The 18,215-nt window shown below is 69.6% G+C and carries 18 protein-coding genes; 5 read left to right on the top strand and 13 right to left on the bottom strand.

From position 1 onward, the window contains the following. Positions 1 to 2: 2 nt before the first annotated feature. The 6 genes from kdpB to AB0O76_RS38785 form a co-directional block, all read right to left on the bottom strand. On the bottom strand, positions 3 to 2,153 hold the full coding sequence (gene kdpB, locus AB0O76_RS38810) for a potassium-transporting ATPase subunit KdpB (protein ID WP_365501528.1): 2,151 nt from the start codon (positions 2,151 to 2,153) through the stop codon (positions 3 to 5). Beyond that, a complete protein-coding gene (kdpA, locus tag AB0O76_RS38805) occupies positions 2,150 to 3,814 on the bottom strand; it encodes a potassium-transporting ATPase subunit KdpA (RefSeq protein WP_365501526.1) in 1,665 nt (554 codons plus the stop codon). The genes kdpB and kdpA overlap by 4 nt, the downstream gene beginning before the upstream one ends. 8 nt (positions 3,815 to 3,822) lie before the next feature. Next, positions 3,823 to 3,912, bottom strand: a complete 90-nt coding sequence (gene kdpF, locus AB0O76_RS38800; RefSeq protein WP_033264828.1) for a K(+)-transporting ATPase subunit F — start codon at positions 3,910 to 3,912, stop codon at positions 3,823 to 3,825. A 325-nt stretch (positions 3,913 to 4,237) separates the two neighbouring features. Continuing rightward, entirely contained in the window at positions 4,238 to 4,996 is a 759-nt protein-coding gene (locus AB0O76_RS38795) for a DUF3710 domain-containing protein (protein WP_365501524.1), read from the bottom strand. 1 nt (position 4,997) lies between these two features. After that, complete coding sequence (dut, locus tag AB0O76_RS38790) at positions 4,998 to 5,534, bottom strand: dUTP diphosphatase (RefSeq protein WP_365501522.1); 537 nt, start codon at positions 5,532 to 5,534, stop codon at positions 4,998 to 5,000. Next, positions 5,531 to 6,115, bottom strand: a complete 585-nt coding sequence (locus AB0O76_RS38785) for a PaaI family thioesterase (protein ID WP_365501520.1) — start codon at positions 6,113 to 6,115, stop codon at positions 5,531 to 5,533. Before AB0O76_RS38785 ends, dut begins: the two co-directional genes overlap by 4 nt. A gap of 58 nt (positions 6,116 to 6,173) precedes the next feature. Between AB0O76_RS38785 and AB0O76_RS38780 the strand changes: the two genes are divergently transcribed. Continuing rightward, the gene (locus tag AB0O76_RS38780; RefSeq protein WP_365501518.1) at positions 6,174 to 6,620 is read left to right on the top strand and encodes a DUF3093 domain-containing protein; all 447 of its coding nucleotides are present in this window, start codon (positions 6,174 to 6,176) and stop codon (positions 6,618 to 6,620) included. Between the two features lie 51 nt (positions 6,621 to 6,671). On the opposite strand, the gene AB0O76_RS38775 is transcribed toward AB0O76_RS38780, so the two are convergent. The 4 genes from AB0O76_RS38775 to AB0O76_RS38760 all read right to left on the bottom strand — a co-directional run bounded on the left by AB0O76_RS38775 (position 6,672) and on the right by AB0O76_RS38760 (position 10,206). Next, positions 6,672 to 7,610 carry a hypothetical protein gene (locus tag AB0O76_RS38775; protein ID WP_365501516.1) on the bottom strand — a complete coding sequence of 313 codons (939 nt, stop codon included), beginning with the start codon at positions 7,608 to 7,610 and terminating at the stop codon, positions 6,672 to 6,674. Between the two features lie 13 nt (positions 7,611 to 7,623). Then, complete coding sequence (locus tag AB0O76_RS38770; protein WP_055544889.1) at positions 7,624 to 7,920, bottom strand: DUF4193 domain-containing protein; 297 nt, start codon at positions 7,918 to 7,920, stop codon at positions 7,624 to 7,626. Positions 7,921 to 8,313: 393 nt separating this feature from the next. Beyond that, positions 8,314 to 9,546 carry a HAMP domain-containing sensor histidine kinase gene (locus AB0O76_RS38765; RefSeq protein ID WP_365501514.1) on the bottom strand — a complete coding sequence of 411 codons (1,233 nt, stop codon included), beginning with the start codon at positions 9,544 to 9,546 and terminating at the stop codon, positions 8,314 to 8,316. Positions 9,547 to 9,552: 6 nt separating this feature from the next. Continuing rightward, complete coding sequence (locus AB0O76_RS38760; protein WP_135331070.1) at positions 9,553 to 10,206, bottom strand: response regulator transcription factor; 654 nt, start codon at positions 10,204 to 10,206, stop codon at positions 9,553 to 9,555. 300 nt (positions 10,207 to 10,506) lie between these two features. On the opposite strand from AB0O76_RS38760, the gene AB0O76_RS38755 reads away from it, so the two are divergent. After that, complete coding sequence (locus AB0O76_RS38755; protein ID WP_167828776.1) at positions 10,507 to 10,680, top strand: hypothetical protein; 174 nt, start codon at positions 10,507 to 10,509, stop codon at positions 10,678 to 10,680. 100 nt (positions 10,681 to 10,780) lie between these two features. On the opposite strand, the gene AB0O76_RS38750 is transcribed toward AB0O76_RS38755, so the two are convergent. Next, positions 10,781 to 11,578, bottom strand: coding sequence for an inositol monophosphatase family protein (locus AB0O76_RS38750; protein WP_365501512.1), 798 nt, complete (start codon positions 11,576 to 11,578; stop codon positions 10,781 to 10,783). 10 nt (positions 11,579 to 11,588) lie between these two features. Continuing rightward, positions 11,589 to 12,725 (bottom strand): ferrochelatase, encoded by a 1,137-nt coding sequence (locus tag AB0O76_RS38745; protein ID WP_365501510.1) that lies wholly within the window; start codon positions 12,723 to 12,725, stop codon positions 11,589 to 11,591. Between the two features lie 167 nt (positions 12,726 to 12,892). On the opposite strand from AB0O76_RS38745, the gene AB0O76_RS38740 reads away from it, so the two are divergent. Further along, positions 12,893 to 14,143 (top strand): MFS transporter, encoded by a 1,251-nt coding sequence (locus tag AB0O76_RS38740; RefSeq protein ID WP_365501508.1) that lies wholly within the window; start codon positions 12,893 to 12,895, stop codon positions 14,141 to 14,143. After that, complete coding sequence (locus tag AB0O76_RS38735) at positions 14,091 to 15,422, top strand: D-arabinono-1,4-lactone oxidase (RefSeq protein ID WP_365501506.1); 1,332 nt, start codon at positions 14,091 to 14,093, stop codon at positions 15,420 to 15,422. The genes AB0O76_RS38740 and AB0O76_RS38735 overlap by 53 nt, the downstream gene beginning before the upstream one ends. A gap of 8 nt (positions 15,423 to 15,430) precedes the next feature. Here the strand turns inward: AB0O76_RS38735 and AB0O76_RS38730 are convergent, their stop codons facing one another. After that, positions 15,431 to 16,588: a hypothetical protein gene (locus tag AB0O76_RS38730; RefSeq protein WP_365501504.1), complete on the bottom strand. Its 1,158-nt coding sequence runs from the start codon at positions 16,586 to 16,588 to the stop codon at positions 15,431 to 15,433. Positions 16,589 to 17,050: 462 nt separating this feature from the next. On the opposite strand from AB0O76_RS38730, the gene sepH reads away from it, so the two are divergent. After that, on the top strand, positions 17,051 to 18,154 hold the full coding sequence (gene sepH / locus AB0O76_RS38725; protein WP_365501502.1) for a septation protein SepH: 1,104 nt from the start codon (positions 17,051 to 17,053) through the stop codon (positions 18,152 to 18,154). Positions 18,155 to 18,215: the final 61 nt, after the last annotated feature.

The raw sequence follows: 18,215 nt of genomic DNA, 5'->3' as shown, positions 1-18,215 counted from the left end.
CATCAGCCGATTCCGGGGATGAGGGAGATGATGAGGTCGATGATCTTGATGCCGATGAACGGGGCGATGAGACCGCCGAGCCCATAGACGCCGAGGTTGCGCCGCAGCATCCTGTCCGCACTCATCGGCCGGTACTGCACGCCCTTCAGGGCCAGCGGCACAAGGGCGATGATGATCAGCGCGTTGAAGATGACGGCCGACAGGATGGCCGACTCCGGAGAGGACAGGTTCATGATGTTGAGCTTGTCCAGGCCCGGATAGACCACAGCGAACATGGCCGGGATGATCGCGAAGTACTTCGCGACGTCGTTGGCGATCGAGAACGTCGTCAACGCACCCCGGGTGATGAGGAGTTGCTTACCGATCTCCACGATCTCGATGAGCTTGGTGGGGTTGGAGTCCAGGTCCACCATGTTCCCGGCCTCCTTGGCGGCCGAGGTACCGGTGTTCATCGCCACACCCACGTCGGCCTGGGCCAGGGCGGGGGCGTCGTTGGTGCCGTCACCGGTCATCGCGACGAGCTTGCCACCGGCCTGCTCGCGCTTGATCAGCGCCATCTTGTCCTCGGGCGTGGCCTCGGCGAGGAAGTCGTCCACGCCCGCCTCGTCCGCGATCGCCTTGGCGGTCAGCGGGTTGTCACCCGTGATCATGACGGTCTTGATGCCCATCCGGCGCAGCTCGTCGAACCGCTCCCGCATGCCCTCCTTGACGACATCCTTCAGATGGATGACACCGAGGACCCGCGCCCCCTTGTCGTCCTCGACGGCGACGAGGAGGGGTGTGCCACCGGCCTGCGAGATCGTGTCGGTCAGCTCCTGGGCGTCGTCGGAGACGGTGCCGCCGTTCTCGGTGACCCAGGCGACGACCGAACCGGTCGCGCCCTTGCGGACCTTGCGCCCGGCCCCGTTCTCGACGAGGTCCACGCCGGACATGCGGGTCTGCGCGGTGAAGGCGACCCACTCGGCCCCCTCCAGCTCGCCCTGGTGCCGCTCGCGAAGCCCGTACTTCTCCTTCGCCAGTACGACGATGGAGCGGCCCTCGGGCGTCTCGTCGGCCAGCGACGAGAGCTGGGCGGCGTCGGCCACCTCGGCCTCGGTGGTGCCGCGCACCGGAACGAACTCGGCGGCCTGCCGGTTGCCGAGCGTGATCGTGCCCGTCTTGTCGAGCAGCAGCGTCGAGACGTCGCCCGCGGCCTCGACCGCCCTGCCGGACATGGCAAGGACGTTGCGCTGGACCAGGCGGTCCATGCCCGCGATACCGATCGCGGAGAGCAGCGCGCCGATCGTCGTCGGGATCAGGCACACCAGGAGCGCGGCCAGCACGATCATGGACTGCTCTGCACCGGCGTACACGGCGAACGGCTGGAGCGTCACGACCGCGAGCAGGAAGACGATGGTGAGGGACGCGAGAAGGATGTTCAGCGCGATCTCGTTGGGCGTCTTCTGCCGGGCCGCGCCCTCGACCAGGTTGATCATGCGGTCGATGAACGTCTCGCCGGGCTTCGTCGTGATCTTGATGACGATGCGGTCGGAGAGCACCTTCGTGCCACCCGTGACGGCGGACCGGTCACCGCCCGACTCCCGGATGACCGGGGCCGATTCACCGGTGATCGCCGACTCGTCGACGGACGCGACACCCTCGACGACGTCACCGTCGCCGGGGATCACATCGCCCGCCTCGCAGACCACCAGATCGCCGATGCGCAGCTCCGTACCCGGAACCGACTCCTCGGTCGTGCCGGTGAGCCGGCGCGCGACAGTGTCGGTCTTGGCCTTGCGCAACGTGTCGGCCTGCGCCTTGCCGCGGCCCTCGGCCACCGCCTCCGCCAGGTTGGCGAAGATCGTGGTCAGCCACAGCCACACCGCGATCGCCCAGCCGAACCAGTCCCCCGGATCCTTGAGCGCGAGCACGGTGGTGATCACCGAGCCGATCAGGACGACGAACATGACGGGCGACTTGACCATCACTCGCGGGTCGAGCTTCTTCATCGCGTCCGGGAAGGACTTCAGCAGCTGCTTGGGGTCGAACAGACCCCCGCCGACCCGGCCGCCGCCGTCCTTGTGCCCGCTGGGCAGATCCTGGTGCGGTGCACGGGTGGGAGTAGCGGTGGACATGGAGCCGGGCTCCTCTTGCTTCGCAATGTCGGTGGTCATGACGCCAGTCCCTCGGCCAGCGGCCCAAGGGCCAGTGCGGGGAAGTAGGTCAGACCGGTGATGATCATGATGGTGCCGACCAACAACCCGGTGAACAGCGGCTTTTCGGTACGCAGCGTGCCCGCCGTCTCCGGAACCGGCTTCTGCTCGGCCAGCGAACCGGCCAGCGCGAGCACGAACACCATCGGCAGGAACCGCCCGAGCAGCATCGCAAGCCCGATCGTCGAGTTGAACCACTGCGTATCGGCGTTCAGCCCGGCGAAGGCCGAACCGTTGTTGTTGGCCCCCGAGGTGTACGCGTACAGAATCTCGGAGAAGCCGTGCGCCCCGGAGTTGGTCATCGAATTGCCCGGCGTGGGCAGCGCCATCGCCACCGCCGTGAACCCGAGCACCAGCGCGGGCGTGATGAGGATGTAGCAGGCCGCCAGCTTGATCTCACGGGTGCCGATCTTCTTGCCCAGGTACTCCGGCGTACGCCCCACCATCAGACCCGCGATGAACACCGCGATGACCGCCATGATCAACATGCCGTACAGCCCCGAACCGACACCACCGGGCGCGATCTCACCCAGCTGCATGCCCAAAAGGTTCAGGCCGCCGCCGAAACCGGTGTTGGAGGAGTGGAAGGAGTTGACCGCACCCGTCGAGGTGAGCGTCGTGGAGATCGAGAAGATCGCCGATGCGCCGATCCCGAACCGGGTCTCCTTGCCCTCCATCGCCCCGCCCGCGACGTCGAACGCCGGGCCGCCGTGGTGGAACTCGGTCCACATCATCAGCGCGATGAAGCCGACCCAGATCGTCGCCATCGCGGCCAGGATCGCATACCCCTGCCGGACCGAGCCGACCATCCTGCCGAAGGTCCGCGTCAGCGCGAAGGGGATCACCAGGATCAAGAACACCTCGAAGAGGTTCGAGAAGGCGTTGGGGTTCTCGAACGGGTGGGCCGAGTTGGCGTTGAAGTAACCGCCACCGTTGGTGCCCAGCTCCTTGATGACCTCCTGCGAGGCCACCGCCCCGCCGTTCCACTCCTGGCTGCCGCCCGTGAACTGGCCGACCTCATGGATCCCGGAGAAGTTCTGGATCGCGCCACAGGCCACCAGCACGAGCGCGCCGATCACCGAGATCGGGATCAGAATGCGTACGACACCACGCACCAGGTCGGACCAGAAGTTGCCCAACTCCCCCGTACGGGAACGGGCGAAGCCCCGCACCAGCGCGACGGCGACCGCGATGCCCACCGCGGCCGACACGAAGTTCTGCACCGCCAGACCACCGGTCTGCACGACGTGGCCCATGGCCTGCTCGCCGTAGTACGACTGCCAGTTGGTGTTCGCCACGAAGGACGCGGCGGTGTTGAACGCCTGGTCCGGATCGATCGCCGTGAAACCCAGCGAGCCGGGCAGCGAACCCTGCAGACGCTGCAGCAGATAGAGGAAGAGCACACCGACCGCGGAGAAGGCGAGCACGCCGCGCAGATACGCGGGCCAGCGCATCTCGGTGTCGGGATTGGCGCCGATGACCTTGTAGATCCACTTCTCGGCACGCAAGTGCTTCTTCGAGCCGTAGACCTTGGCCATGTAATCGCCGAGCGGACGGTATGCCAGGCCCAGCGCCACTATCAGCGCGAGCAGCTGGAGCACACCGGAAAGAACAGGGCTCATATCCGTACTCAGAACCTCTCCGGGAACACAAGAGCGAGAACGAGATAGCCCAGCAGAGCGACGGCCACGACAAGACCGACGATGTTCTCGGCAGTCACAGCTTCGCCACCCCCTTGGCGACAAAAGCCACCAACGCGAACACCGCGATCGTGGTGACGACGAAGGCCACGTCGGCCATCGTGTGCTCCTAGGAGAGATTCGGGTTTCCTGACCCCTTGAGCAAACCCCCTCTCTGGCCGGATTCGACCGTCGTTGACGCCTCCCTTACGGCCCTTGGCGCTCCATTGACGACTCTCTTACGGGTCCCTCCGCCGCGCCCCCTCCCGCCTGCGAAAACACCGATGGGCCGCACCCCTCTAAAAGGGGTGCGGCCCATCGGCTCGCAACTTACGACCGGCGCATCTCCGCGCCCCGGAGAACGCCTCAGCGCACCTCGGTGATCTCGGGCCCGCGCGCGAGCTGGCCCATGCCGCCCGAGAACCGCGAGCCCTCCTGCTGCTCCTGCTGAACGGCGCCCTCGGCGACCATCTGGGCGTCGTCGGGCAGCTTCAGGACGATCGGGTCACGGGGAGCCATCGGGCCCTCACCGCGCACCACGACCGTGTCCCGGAAGATCTGCTCGAGCAGCCCGGCCGTCTGCGGCTGCACCGCGCCCTGGCCGGAGATGACTCCCCGCAGGAACCACCGCGGGCCGTCGACACCGATGAAGCGCACGACCTGCACCCCGCCGGTGCCGTCCGGCAGCTGCACCGGCACCTGCGCGCGCAGCTCCCAGCCGAGTGGGCCCTCGATCTCGTCGATCACACCGCCCTGCTGGGTGATGCCCGAAGCGATCTCCTCACGCACCTCGCCCCAGATGCCCTGCCTCTTGGGGGCGGCAAAGCCCTGCAGCTGGATGGCGCTGTCCTGGAGCACGACGGTCGCCGCGACGATCGCGTCACCCGCGACCTCCACCCGCAGCTCCATGCCCTCGACACCCGGTACGAAGAGACCGCCCAGGTCCACCCTGCCCTCGCCGGGCTCACGGACCTCGGAGACGTCCCAGGGTCCGTCGGGCCGGGGCTCGGGCTCGAGCCTCACACGCTCGGACTGCGCTTCCGCTGCGTCGCCGCTGTCGACGACCTGCTCGGCCTCGCCCGCCGCGTCCTCGGCGGCACTGTCCTTCTTGCGACGTCCGAACACGTCACTGTCCTTCCCGGTCAGATACGACCGATGCGTATCGATTCCCACCCGTTTTTTCACCCGAGCCGGCGCCCACGGCGGCATGTCCGCCGGTGGACCCGAAGCCCCCTTCGGCCCGCGCCGAGTCGGGAAGCTCCGCCACCTCCCGGAAGCGCACCTTCTCGACCTGCTGGACGACCAGTTGGGCAATCCGGTCGAAGCGCTCGAACCGCACTCGTTCGCGCGGGTCGAGATTCACCACGATCACCTTGATCTCCCCACGGTACCCGGCATCCACCGTCCCTGGGGCATTCACCAGAGCGACACCGCAGCGGGCGGCGAGGCCGGAACGCGGGTGCACGAAGGCCGCGTACCCCTCGGGCAGCGCGATGGACACCCCAGTGGGCAGCACCGCCCGCTCGCCCGGGGCAAGTTCGCACGCCTCGGTGGTCCGCAGATCCGCCCCGGCGTCACCGGGCTGCGCGTACGAGGGCAGCGGCACTTCGGAGTCGACGCGACGGATCAGGACGTCGAGCTCCGGGCGCGATGCGTAGGTCACGGGTTCACCTCGAAGGCGCGTGCGCGCCGGATCTGGTCCGGGTCGTCCATGGCGGCCCGGATCTCCTCCGGGCGGCCGTTCTCGATGAAGTGGTCGACCTTGACCTCGATGAAGAGTGCGTCGGCGCGGACGGCCACGGGCCCGTCGGGGCCGCCGATCCGTCCGGTGGCCCTGGAGTAGATCTTCCGCCCGGCGACGGCGGTCACCTCGGCGTCAAGGAAGAGCACGGTGTCCAGCGGAACGGGCCGTACGAAGTCGGTCTCGAGCCGTCCGGTCACCGCGATCACCCGCAGCAGCCAGTTCAGCGAGCCGAGCGCCTCGTCGAGCGCGGTGGCGAGGATGCCGCCGTGGGCGAGGCCCGGCGCGCCCTGGTGCGCCTCCCGGACCGTGAACTCGGCCGTGATGCGGACGCCTTCACCGGCACGCGCCGCGAGGTGCAGCCCGTGGGCCTGCCCTTCGCCGCAGCCGAAACAGTGCTCGTAATGGGCTCCGATGAGCTCACCGGGGGCGGGCGCGTCGGGGTGGCGGACGGGCGCTATGGCGTCGGCCGGGGGCATCAGAGCTGCTGAAGTACCACTCACAGCCGCAGACCTTACCCGCGAGTCCGAGTACACAGCTCATCGTGCCAAGCTGGACCCCATGCAGCCTTACGAAGAACGCCTGACGGCGCCCCGTTCCTGGTGGCTTGTCTCGCTCCTGGTCGGCATCGCGATGGCGCTGATCATGCTCCCCTTCGGCACCCTGCCGCTGCTCGGCGGCCTGGTCGGCGGGACGGCGGTCGCGGCGGTCGTGACCAGTTCGTACGGCTCTCCCCGCATCCGCGTGATGGCGGACTCCCTGATCGTCGGCGACGCGAAGATCCCGGTGTCCGCGCTCGGTGAGCCCGAGGTCCTCGACGCGGAAGGGGCGCGCGCCTGGCGCGGCCCGAAGGCCGATCCGCGCGCCTTCATGCTGCTGCGCGCCTACATCCCGACGGCGCTGCGCGTGGAGATCACGGATCCGCAGGACCCGACTCCGTACGTGTACGTGTCGACGAGGAACCCCGAGGGTCTCGCGGCGGCGCTGGCGGCCGTACGGGCTTCGTAACGGGCTTCGTAGAGGCTGCTCGATGCGAGGCCCTCACGGGGGCGTCCCGCGTCAGTACCCCAGCTCCTTGGGCGGCTCGCCCGGGTGCAGGGGGTCCAAGGGCTTCTCCGGCCTCTCCAGGGGCGGCAGCGCGGGCAGGGCGTCCCAGGGCACCTGCGACTTCCGCAGGTCCGCACGGACCCGCTCAGCCAGCTTCTTGGTGTCACGGCGGTTCATGACCGCCCCGACCGCGGCGCCCACCATGAAGGGCATCAGGTTCGGCAGGTTGCGCACCATGCGTTTCATGATCTGCTGGCGCAGCTCGCGCTTCATCTGGCCGCCGAGGGCCGCGTTGATCGACGCGGGCTTCACGACGTCGATGCCGCGCTCCTCGGTCCACGCGGTGAGGTAGGCGGTGCTGCGCTGTTTCAGGTTGCCCGGCGGGCGCTTGCCGTAGACCTCGTGGAGTTCGGCGATGAGCTTGAGCTCTATGGCCGCGACGCCGGTGATCTCGGCGGCCAGCTCCGCGGGCATCGCGGGCGGCACGGGCAGCATCGCCGCGGCGCCGACTCCGGCCCCGACCGTGGAGGTCGCGTTGGCCGCGCCGGCGATGAGTTTGTCCGCGAGCTGCTCGGGGCCGAGGCCCGGGAACTGCTTGCGGAGGGTGCCCAGATCGCGGATCGGGACCCGCGGGGCGTTCTCGATGATCCGGTCGGCGAGATAGCCGATGCCGGCCTTGGCGCCGCGCCCGCTCTTGCGCACGCCCGCCATGACTCCGCCGGTGACGGCGGCAACGCGGCGGCCCTTGGACGTATCGGTCCTGGTCCTGGACGCCTTGTCGGCCGCCGCCTCGTCGTGTGCCACCTCGATGGCGTTCGTCGGTTCGAGCGAGGCCGTTCCTGTGGGGGAAGAGCCCCGCTCGTCGTCACGTACGCCGTCGGGGACGGCGATTTCTTCGTCCGCCCCGCGCTTGCGGAAGCGGCGCTTCCTGGGCGGGGTCGAGCCGGTCACGGCCGACCCTGCCCTAGTCGCAGTCGCGGCAGATCGGCTGACCGTTCTTCTCCCTGGCCAGCTGGCTGCGGTGGTGCACCAGGAAGCAGCTCATGCAGGTGAACTCGTCCTGCTGCTTCGGGAGCACCCGAACGGCGAGCTCCTCGTTGGAAAGGTCCGCGCCGGGCAGCTCGAGGCCCTCTGCGGCCTCGAACTCGTCGACGTCGACCGCCGAGGTCGACTTGTCGTTCCGCCGAGCCTTCAGCTCCTCGATGCTGTCCTCATTGACGTCATCGTCGGTCTTACGTGGGGTGTCGTAGTCCGTTGCCATGTCGCTCTCCCCCTCTGGGTGTCTGCGGTGTCTCAGCGCACGTAACGCGTGAGAGGCCGGACTTGTGCCCGACCTGAGGCGGAGATTTTGCCTCACATCAAGGTCTGTTACTCAATCGACACCCAACCGCACCCCTGAAGAGGCGATCGGTTTGGATGGCGATCGGGACCGTACACGGTCCGAATGCCGCACTTCACAGGCGCCACCCCGTGTACTTCCCGTGATCAAGACCCCCGAAAACCCGGATTTTCCCGGCTTTCCAACGACTTTCACGATCACGGAGAGTAGATGGCCGAAAATTCGCCCCTGTGATCGATCACACACGAAATCCCCAGAATCAGGTCCCGAAAATTCCGCGCAAAGCGAACATCGCGGCGCGTCCGCGGCAGCATCTCAGAGGGGCAGGGTGACTCGCATCACGAGCCCACCCCCCTCGCGCGGCTCCGCGATGATACGGCCCCCGTGGGCCCGCGCCACCGACCGGGCGATCGACAGGCCGAGTCCGACGCCCTTGTCGCTGCCCGTGCGCTCCGTCCGCAGCCGCCGGAACGGCTCGAAGAGGTTGTCGATCTCGTACGCCGGGACGACGGGTCCGGTGTTGGACACCACCAGGACCGCCTGGCCGTGCTGGGCCTCCGTGGTGACCTCGACCCAGCCCTCGTCCGGCACGTTGTACCTGACCGCGTTCTGGACGAGGTTCAGGGCGATCCGCTCCAGGAGGACGCCGTTGCCCTGGACGATGGCCAGGCCCCGCTCCCCGCGGATCTCCACGCCCTTGGCGTCGGCCTCCGACCGCACCTGGTCGACGGCGCGGTTGGCGACCTCGGCGAGGTCGACCGGCTTGCGCTCCACGATCTGGTTGTCGCTGCGGGCGAGCAGCAGCAGGCCCTCCACGAGCTGCTCGCTGCGCTCATTCGTGGCGAGCAGCGTCTTGCCCAGCTGATGGAGCTCCGGTGGCGCCGCCGGGTCGGAGAGCTGCACCTCCAGGAGCGTGCGGTTGATCGCCAGCGGAGTGCGCAGCTCGTGCGAGGCGTTCCCGACGAACCGCTGCTGGGCGGTGAAGGCCCGCTCCAGGCGGTCCAGCATCTCGTCGAAGGTGTCCGACAGCTCCTTCAACTCGTCCTCGGGGCCGTCCAGTTCGATGCGCCGGGACAGGTCCGTGCCGGCCACGCGGCGCGCGGTGCGCGTGATGCGGCCGAGCGGCGAGAGAACGCGGCCCGCCATCGCGTACCCGAAGGCGAAAGCGATCACGGCGAGGCCGAGCAGGGCGAGCAGCGAGCGGCTCAGGAGGTTGTCCAGGGCGTGCTGGCGCTGATCGTTGACGCAGGTGTTCATCGCCGCGTTGAACTCGGTGGGCGAAGCCTTGTCGGGCAGGTTGCAGACGGTGCTCGTCACCCTGCCCTCGACGATCTTGAACGGCAGGTCGCTGCCCACGTTCAGCGCCTGCGCGGCGAGCAGATAGATGATCGAGAGCAGCACGATGCCCGCGATCAGGAACATGCCGCCGTACAGAAGCGTGAGGCGTATACGGATCGTGGGACGCAGCCAGGGGAAGGGCGGCTCGGCCTTTCTGGGGTCCCAGGTCGGTTTCGGAGGCGCTGCGGGTGGCGCCGGGGTCGCGGCCACCGGGGATCAGATCCGGTAGCCGGAGCCGGGCACCGTCACGATGACGGCGGGCTCGCCGAGCTTCCGGCGCAGCGTCATGACGGTCACCCGGACCACGTTCGTGAACGGGTCCGTGTTCTCGTCCCACGCCTTCTCCAGAAGCTGCTCCGCGGAGACGACCGCGCCCTCGCTGCGCAGCAGCACTTCGAGGACCGCGAACTCCTTGGGGGCCAGCTGGATCTCCTTGCCGTCGCGGAAGATCTCCCGGCGATTGGGGTCGAGCTTGATGCCGGCGCGCTCCAGGACGGGCGGCAGCGGCACGCTCGTACGCCGGCCGAGGGCACGCACGCGTGCCGTGAGCTCGCTGAACGCGAAGGGCTTGGGGAGATAGTCGTCGGCGCCGATCTCCAGGCCCTCGACACGGTCGCTGACGTCGCCCGACGCGGTGAGCATCAGGACGCGGGTCGGCATGCCCAGTTCGACGATCTTGCGGCAGACGTCGTCGCCGTGCACGAGCGGGAGGTCCCGGTCGAGCACCACGACGTCGTAGTCATTGACCCCGATGCGCTCCAGGGCGGCCGCTCCGTCGTACACGACGTCGACGGCCATGGCCTCCCGGCGTAGTCCGGTGGCCACCGCATCGGCGAGCAGCTGCTCGTCCTCGACGACGAGTACGCGCACGGCGCTGTCCTTCCTCTGTGCCCCTGCGGGCAGGTCTGTTCGTGGGGTGTGGCCTCTATCCTGCCCCTTTCGGTCATAAACCGGCTGTAAGGCGGTCTGTCGGCCCGGGAATGCGGGATTTTCTCCGCCGGTTAGGTTTCCGTGGAAGGGAGCCCGGGGAGGACGACCTCACACCCGCGATCACGCTTTGTATGTGGCACGCCACGAACTGCTGTCCCAGCGCGGCGAGAGACGTGATCGCCCCTTCTGAGGGCACACCCCCGTGCCATCGACCCACGACCCAGCCGAGGGGGCGCAACCATGGACGCATTCACCGCAGGACTCCTGCAGCGCATAAAGGCCACGGAGTCCGACCTCACGAAGGCCCGTGAGACGGGCGACGACTTCCTTGCCGAGGTCGAGCAGGCCGAACTGGAGGACCTCCACCGGCTGGCCGCCGAGCACGGCGTGGAGGTCGGCGCGTTGCGCGCCTGATCCTGTTACGCAAGCGGAATCCAGCTACGAACGCGGAAGGGCCCCGGCATCTGTGGACGAGATGCCGGGGCCCTTCCGTGTGTGTCGGTCGCTCTGCGCGTCAGTCGTGCCAGGCGCCGAGCTCCTCCAGGCGGGTCTGGAGGTCCTCGAAGAGGCCGGGCGGGGCGGCGATCGTCAGCTCGCCCGAAGGGACCTCTCCGGGGCGCCCACCGGTCAGCGCGCCCGCCTCCCGCGCGACGAGGTCACCGGCCGCGAGGTCCCAGGGGTTGAGGCCGCGCTCGTAGTACGCGTCCAGGCGGCCGATCGCGACGTCGCACAGGTCGATCGCGGCGGAGCCGCCCCGCCGGATGTCCCTGACCAGCGGGATGAGTTGGCGGGCCACCTCGGCCTGGTGGGCGCGGCGCTCGGCGACGTAGCCGAATCCGGTGCCGACCAGGGCCTGCCCGAACGGAGGTGCGGGGCGGGTCCGTGCGGGCTTGTCGTTGACGAAGGCGCCCTCTCCGAGGACCGCTCGGTACGTCTCGCCGCGCATCGGCGCGTACACGACCCCCACGAGCGTCTCGCCGTCCTTGCGGGCCGCGATGGATACCGACCAATCGGGGCGCCCGTACAGGTAGTTGACGGTGCCGTCGATCGGGTCGATCACCCACTGGACGCCGCTGCTGCCCTCGGAGCTCGCGCCCTCCTCGCCGAGCACACCATCGTCCGGCCTGCGCTCGGCGAAGAAGTCGGTGATCAGCTTCTCGGAGGCGATGTCCATCTCGGTGACGACGTCGACGGCGCTGCTCTTGGTGGCGGCGACGCCCAGATCGTCCGGGCGGCCGTCGCGCAGGAAGGCTCCGGCGCGGTGCGCCGCCTCCAGGGCGACGCCGAGGAGTTCTGTCTTCAGGTCGGTCACGTCGACATCCTTACGCGTACGTGCTGTCGGCGCCCGCGGCCGCGGGCTTCGGGGCGCGTGCCGGGCAGCAGCCGACCGGGCAGAGGTCGTGGCTCGCGCCGAGGGATCCCAGGGCGCAGGGGGTGACGGCCTTGCCGCTCTCCGCCGCGGCCCGCTCCAGGACGAGTTCCCTGATCGCCCCGGCGAACCGCGGGTCGGCCCCCACGGTGGCCGAGCGGCGGACCGGCAGGCCGAGCTCGGCGGCCTTCGCGTCGGCCTCGGTGTCGAGGTCGTACAGGACCTCCATGTGGTCCGAGACGAAACCGATCGGGACCATCACCACGGCGGGCGCCCCGGCCGCGTGCCGCTCCTCCAGGTGATCGCAGATGTCGGGCTCGAGCCACGGGATGTGCGGGGCGCCGCTGCGCGACTGGTAGACGAGCTGCCAGGGGTGCTCGACGCCCGTCTCCTCGCGCACCGCGTCGGCGATGACCCTGGCCACGTCCAGGTGCTCCTTGACGTACGCACCGCCGTCCCCGTGGTCCTCGACGCGCCCCGAGCTGTCGGCGGCCGTGGTCGGGATGGAGTGCGTCGTGAAGGCGAGGTGCGCGCCCTCGCGGACGTCGTCGGGGAGCTCGGCGAGGGACTTCAGAACGCCGTCGATCATGGGCCGGACGAAGCCGGGGTGGTTGAAGTAGTGCCGCAGCTTGTCGACGCGTGGCAGCGCGCTCTTCTCGACGCCCTCGGACTCCAGGACGGCGAGGGACTCCGCCAGGTTCTCGCGGTACTGCCGGCAGCCCGAGTACGAGGCGTACGCGCTGGTCGCCAGGACGAGCACCCGGCGGTGGCCGTCCTGGACGAGCTCGCGCAGGGTGTCGGTCAGGTACGGCGCCCAGTTGCGGTTGCCCCAGTAGACCGGCAGGTCGAGGCCGTGCTCCACGAAGTCCTTGCGCAGGGCGTCGAGCAGGGCGCGGTTCTGGTCGTTGATCGGGCTGACCCCGCCGAACAGGAAGTAGTGCTGCCCCACCTCCTTGAGCCGCTCCTTGGGGATGCCGCGGCCCCGCGTCACGTTCTCCAGGAACGGGACGACGTCGTCGGGGCCTTCGGGGCCGCCGAACGAGAGCAGCAGCAGGGCGTCGTAGGGAGTGGGATCCAGCGCATCGGACATGTCTCCGATCCTGCCACCCGTCACTGACAGCCGGAAAACGGCCTCCGCCGACCGGAAAAACACGGTGCGGCCGGATCCGCCGGAGCCGTAAGCTGTATCGGCCACCTTTACGCCTTACCGGAGCCCCTCCCGCACGGGAGCCGCCCCGGCGCCCCAGCGGAGTCCACGTGCCAAGCCCCTACCGCGCCATCTTCGCCGCCCCCGGCACCCTGGGGTTCTCGACGGCGGGCTTCCTCGGACGGATGCCGCTGTCGATGATGGGCATCGGCATCGTGACGATGGTGTCCCAGCTCACCGGGCGGTACGGACTCGCGGGCGCGCTCTCGGCGACCGTCGCCCTGTCCGCCGCCGCGATCGGCCCGCAGATCTCCCGCCTCGTCGACCGGCACGGTCAGCGCCGGGTCCTTCGGCCCGCGACGCTGGTCTCCCTGGCCGCGGTCGCCGGACTCCTCCTCGCCGCGAAGTTCGAGTTCCCGGACTGGACGCTCTTCGTCTTCGCCGCCCTCGTCGGCTGTGTGCCGAGCGTGGGATCGATGATCAGGGCCCGCTGGGCGGCCATCTACCGGGACACCCCGCAGCTGCACACCGCGTACTCCTTCGAGTCCGTGGTGGACGAGGTCTGCTTCATCTTCGGGCCGATCATCTCGATCGGCCTCTCCACGGTGTGGTTCCCCGAGGCCGGGCCGCTGCTCGCCGGGGTCTTCCTCGCCGTCGGCGTCTTCTGGCTGACCGCCCAGCGGGCCACCGAGCCGGTGCCGCATCCGCGGGAGCACCACTCCAAGGGCTCGGCGCTGCGCTCCGGAGGGCTGCAGGTCCTGGTCGCGACCTTCGTGGCGACGGGCGCCATCTTCGGGTCGATCGACGTGGTGACCGTCGCGTACGCCGAGGACCAGGGCCACAAGGCGGCGGCCAGCCTCGTGCTCGCGGTCTACGCGCTCGGCTCCTGCGTGGCCGGAGCGGCCTTCGGGCTCATGCACTTCAAGGGGGCTCCCGCCCCGAGGTGGCTGCTGGGTGTCTGTGCGATGGCCGTGAGTATGATCCCGCTTCAACTGGTCGGGAACCTTCCGTTTCTGGCCGTGGCGTTGTTCATCGCGGGCCTGTCCATCGCGCCGACCATGATCACGACGATGGCCCTCGTCGAACAGCACGTACCACGCGCGAAGCTGACCGAGGGCATGACCTGGGTGAGCACCGGACTCGCGGTCGGCGTCGCGCTCGGCTCGTCCGCGGCCGGCTGGGTCATCGACGCCGCCGGTTCGGACGCCGGGTACGGGGTTCCCGGGATCTCCGGGGCCGTCGCGGTGGCGGTCGGGTTCCTTGGGTATCGCCGGCTGAAGAAGCCGGTTCCGCAACGGGGAGGGACCCATGAGCACGGGAACGGGCACGGGCAGCGGGAAGAGCACAGCGGCGTGGCGTAACTGGGCGGGCAACGTCAGCGCACGGCCGGCCAGGGAGGTCACCCCCGCGTCGGTCGAGGAACTCGCCGCCGAGGTGCGCAGGGCCAAGGAGGACGGCCTCAAGGTGAAGCCGGTGGGCACCGGCCACTCCTTCACGGCGGCCGCCACGACCGACGGCGTCCTCGTACGCCCCGAACTCCTCACCGGCATCCGCAAGATCGACCGCGAGGCCGGCACCGTGACCGTGGAAGCGGGTACTCCGCTCAAGCGCCTGAACGCGGCCCTCGCCCGCGAGGGCCTCTCGCTCACGAACATGGGCGACATCATGGAGCAGACGGTCTCCGGAGCGACCAGCACCGGAACCCACGGCACGGGCCGCGACTCGGCGTCGATCTCCGCCCAGATCACGGCACTTGAGCTGGTCACGGCGGACGGCACGGTCCTCACCTGCTCCGAGAAGGAGAATCCCGAGGTCTTCGCGGCGGCCCGGATCGGCCTGGGCGCGCTCGGTGTGATCAGCGCGATCACCTTCTCCGTAGAGCCCGTCTTCTTCCTCACCGCCCGTGAGGAGCCGATGACCTTCGACAAGGTCACCAGGGAATTCGACGCGCTGCACGCCGAGAACGAGCACTTCGAGTTCTACTGGTTCCCGCACACCGGCAACTGCACCACCAAGCGCAACAACCGCAGCGCGGGCCCCGCGGCGCCGCCCGGCAAGGTCAGCGCCTTCATCGAGGACGAGGTCCTCTCCAACGGCCTCTTCCAGATGGTCAATTCCCTCGGCAGGGCCGTCCCCGCGACCATCCCCGGCATCGCCAAGATCTCCAGCAAGGCGCTCTCCGCCCGTACGTACACGGACATCCCCTACAAGGTCTTCACAAGCCCCCGCCGAGTGCGCTTCGTGGAGATGGAGTACGCCGTTCCGCGCGCGGCCCTGGTCGAGACCCTGCGCGAGCTGAAGACGATGGTCGAGCGCTCCCGGCTGCGGATCAGCTTCCCCGTGGAGGTCCGCACGGCGCCCGCCGACGACATCGCACTCTCCACGGCCTCGGGCAGGGAGACCGCGTACATCGCCGTACACATGTACCGGGGCACGCCCTACCAGGCGTACTTCACCGCGGCCGAGCGGATCTTCACCGCGCACGAGGGCCGCCCGCACTGGGGCAAGATCCACACCCGCGACGCCGACTACTTCGCGCAGGCCTATCCGCGCTTCGGCGAGTTCACCGCCCTGCGCGACCGGCTCGACCCGGACCGCCTGTTCGGCAACGACTACCTGCGCCGCGTCCTGGGCGCCTGACCCTCCGCCTACGGGCTGGGGGTCTCCCCCTGCTGCTGCGCGTCGCTTCCGTCCCCGCTGTCGCCGGTCTGGGTCGGCGTCGGGGTCGGGGTCGGGGTGGGCGTCGGGGTAGGTGTCGGGTCCGTCTCCGAACCGTCGTCTCCGGAGTCGGTGCCCGAGTCCGTGCCCGAGTCCGTGCCCTTGTCCGGATCCGTCTGCGAACCGGAGTCCGAGCCGCTGCCCTTGTCGGGCGTCTGCGAGGTGCCGCCGTCCGGGCCCTGTGTGGCACCGTCGCCGTTCTGCGAACCGTCGTCCGAACCCGTGGAAGCGCCGTCCGACGGCTGATCAGAGGGATCGGTCGAGGGCGTGGAGGGCTTCTTCGGCGAGGTGTTGTTACCGGTGACGCCGTTGCTGATCGTGGTGCCGCTCCCCCCGCTGAAGTCCTCGCCGGAGACGAGTTCGTACGTGGTGATCCCCGCCATCGACACACCGAAGACCACCGCGGCCGCGACCAACGGCCGCTTCCAGCTGCGGATCTGTGTGCGATGCGTCGTCCCCTCGGTGAACTCGTCCGCCGGGAGCGGAGGTTCGACCGGCCCGGCGGGAACCGCCTGACGCAGCACCCGTGTCGCGTCGTCCCCGGGCACCGGCTGCGTCGCACCGACCGACCCGAGCAGCTGGGTCCGCTCGGCGTCGGCGTCCGCCACGGGCAGCACCGTCGTACGGTCGGCGTCCCCGGCGACGGGCAGCACGGTGGTGGCGTCCGCGTCGGCCGCTCTTCCCCACGTCGTGGTGACCGGCCCCGTGGCGGAAGCGGCCCCCTTGCCGGGAACAGCCCCTGCTTTACCGGAAACAGCCCCCGTGAAGGCCGAAGCCCTGAAGGTGTCCGCGACCGGCACACCCGCGGCATCGGTCACCGGAACCTGCTGGGCCCTCGGCTTGGCCTGCACCGCGACGTCGCGTATCTGTTCGCCCGTGCGCGAGAAGAAGTGCTGGAAGACCGTGCCCCCACAGGTGGCGACCGCGCTCACCACACCGGCGCCGAGGATCGTGCCGTACACACCGAAGCTCGACGCGAGCTTCGCCGCCACGACGGCGGCCACGGCGCTCCCCGCGACCTGCGGCACGCTGAGGTCGAGGCGCCGCTTCCCCTTCGACTCCTCGTCGCCTTCCGGCTTTTCACCCATCTCCGAACCTTGCCTACCTTTCTCGACTGACTGCACGAGAAAGGGACGTATGGGCGAAGTTGTTAGTTCCGTTTCTGGTGATTCCGTGAAGTGCGCCACTCGCGCACCACCCCGCCCGGGTATCCCGATGCGCCAACTCCCGTCCCCCGTGAGAAGTTCGGCGGCGCGGCGGACCACCCGCGTGGCCCGAATGGAGTACTGTTGCGAGCCCTGGGTCCGGTCTCCCACCTGGGTGCCCGGGGCCTTCCAGGACCGCCGGGAGGGGGCTCGCTGCACAGGGTGACCAAAGTGGTCACTGAGAGTTGCGAAAAGGTAACCGTGCCATAACGGCGACCCCGGGCCCATGCCCGACACGCCGGGCAACTCGGCAAGGTTGTGGCAGGCTGCACCCGGGCAGGCCACACTCGACTAGCGGAAGCAGCGACGCACGTGACGTCGGCAGGCACCACCCGGGAGGTCCCGATGCCCGAACTGCGTGTCGTGGCCGTCAGCAACGACGGCACACGGCTGGTGCTGAAGGCTGCGGACAGCACGGAGTACACGCTTCCGATCGACGAGCGGCTGCGCGCCGCGGTGCGTGGCGACCGTCCGCGCCTCGGCCAGATCGAGATCGAGGTGGAGAGCCACCTCCGCCCCCGCGACATCCAGGCACGGATACGTGCCGGTGCCAGCGCGGAGGAAGTCGCCTCGCTCGCCGGAATCCCCGTCGATCGCGTCCGCCGCTTCGAAGGCCCCGTGCTCGCGGAGCGCGCCTTCATGGCGGAGCGCGCCCGGAAGACCCCCGTGCGCCGTCCCGGCGAGAACACCGGACCCCAGCTCGGCGAGGCCGTCTCGGAGCGGCTGCTGCTGCGCGGCGCGGACAAGGACACCGTCCAGTGGGACTCCTGGCGCCGCGACGACGGCACCTGGGAGGTCCTCCTCGTCTACCGCGTGGCGACCGAACCGCACTCCGCGAGCTGGACGTACGACCCGCCCCGGCGCCTCGTACAGGCCGTCGACGACGAGGCCCGCTCGCTGATCGGCGAGACGGACGACATCGCCGCGCCCGAGCCCAGCTTCCCGTTCGTGCCGCGGATCGCCAGGCTGCCCCGGGACAGGCCGTCGCTCGACCGGCCCATGGACCGCGCCCTGGACCGGCAGTTGGAGCGCCCGATCGTGCCGGGACCGTCGCCGGAGCCTCCCGAGGAGAGCACGGCCACCGGCGCGACGGCCGCCGTCTCCGAAGCGGAGCGCGACTCGCTCACCAGCCTCCTGGAGGCGGTGCCCAGCTTCCGTGGCGACATGGTCGTGCCGGAGCGCCCCGCACCCTCGACGACCGAGCTCCCGCCGACGACGGAGGAGCCCGAGCAGGAGCCGGAGGCCGAGGAGCCCCCGGCGGCGTCGGCAGGCGCCGGTTCCGCGTACGCGGACGTCCTGATGCCCCGTTCGGTGGCCAGCCACCGCGACCGCCTCGTCGGCTCCACGGACCGTCAGGCGGAGGCCGACGGCGTACGACCCGGCCGTCGCGCCGCGGTGCCGTCCTGGGACGAGATCGTCTTCGGCACGCGCCGCAAGAAGCAGGAGTAGTTCTCGTAGCACGTCTCGTAGTACGAGTTGGGGCCCCGCACCGTTCAGGTGCGGGGCCCCA

It is taken from the genome of Streptomyces sp. NPDC086554, from assembly GCF_040686095.1.
In the GTDB taxonomy this organism is placed as follows: domain Bacteria; phylum Actinomycetota; class Actinomycetes; order Streptomycetales; family Streptomycetaceae; genus Streptomyces.
Note: the sequence above shows the minus strand (reverse complement) of the source record. Positions and strands in the feature narration are given on the sequence as shown.

Excerpts from the sequence above, each read along its gene's own strand:
- kdpB (WP_365501528.1), bottom strand. The coding sequence starts at position 2,153 with ATGACCACCGACATTGCGAAGCAAGAGGAGCCCGGCTCCATGTCCACC.
- kdpA (WP_365501526.1), bottom strand. The coding sequence starts at position 3,814 with ATGAGCCCTGTTCTTTCCGGTGTGCTCCAGCTGCTCGCGCTGATAGTG.
- AB0O76_RS38780 (WP_365501518.1), top strand. The coding sequence starts at position 6,174 with ATGCAGCCTTACGAAGAACGCCTGACGGCGCCCCGTTCCTGGTGGCTT.
- AB0O76_RS38770 (WP_055544889.1), bottom strand. The coding sequence starts at position 7,920 with ATGGCAACGGACTACGACACCCCACGTAAGACCGACGATGACGTCAAT.
- AB0O76_RS38755 (WP_167828776.1), top strand. The coding sequence starts at position 10,507 with ATGGACGCATTCACCGCAGGACTCCTGCAGCGCATAAAGGCCACGGAG.
- AB0O76_RS38745 (WP_365501510.1), bottom strand. The coding sequence starts at position 12,725 with ATGTCCGATGCGCTGGATCCCACTCCCTACGACGCCCTGCTGCTGCTC.
- AB0O76_RS38735 (WP_365501506.1), top strand. The coding sequence starts at position 14,091 with ATGAGCACGGGAACGGGCACGGGCAGCGGGAAGAGCACAGCGGCGTGG.
- AB0O76_RS38730 (WP_365501504.1), bottom strand. The coding sequence starts at position 16,588 with ATGGGTGAAAAGCCGGAAGGCGACGAGGAGTCGAAGGGGAAGCGGCGC.
- sepH (WP_365501502.1), top strand. The coding sequence starts at position 17,051 with ATGCCCGAACTGCGTGTCGTGGCCGTCAGCAACGACGGCACACGGCTG.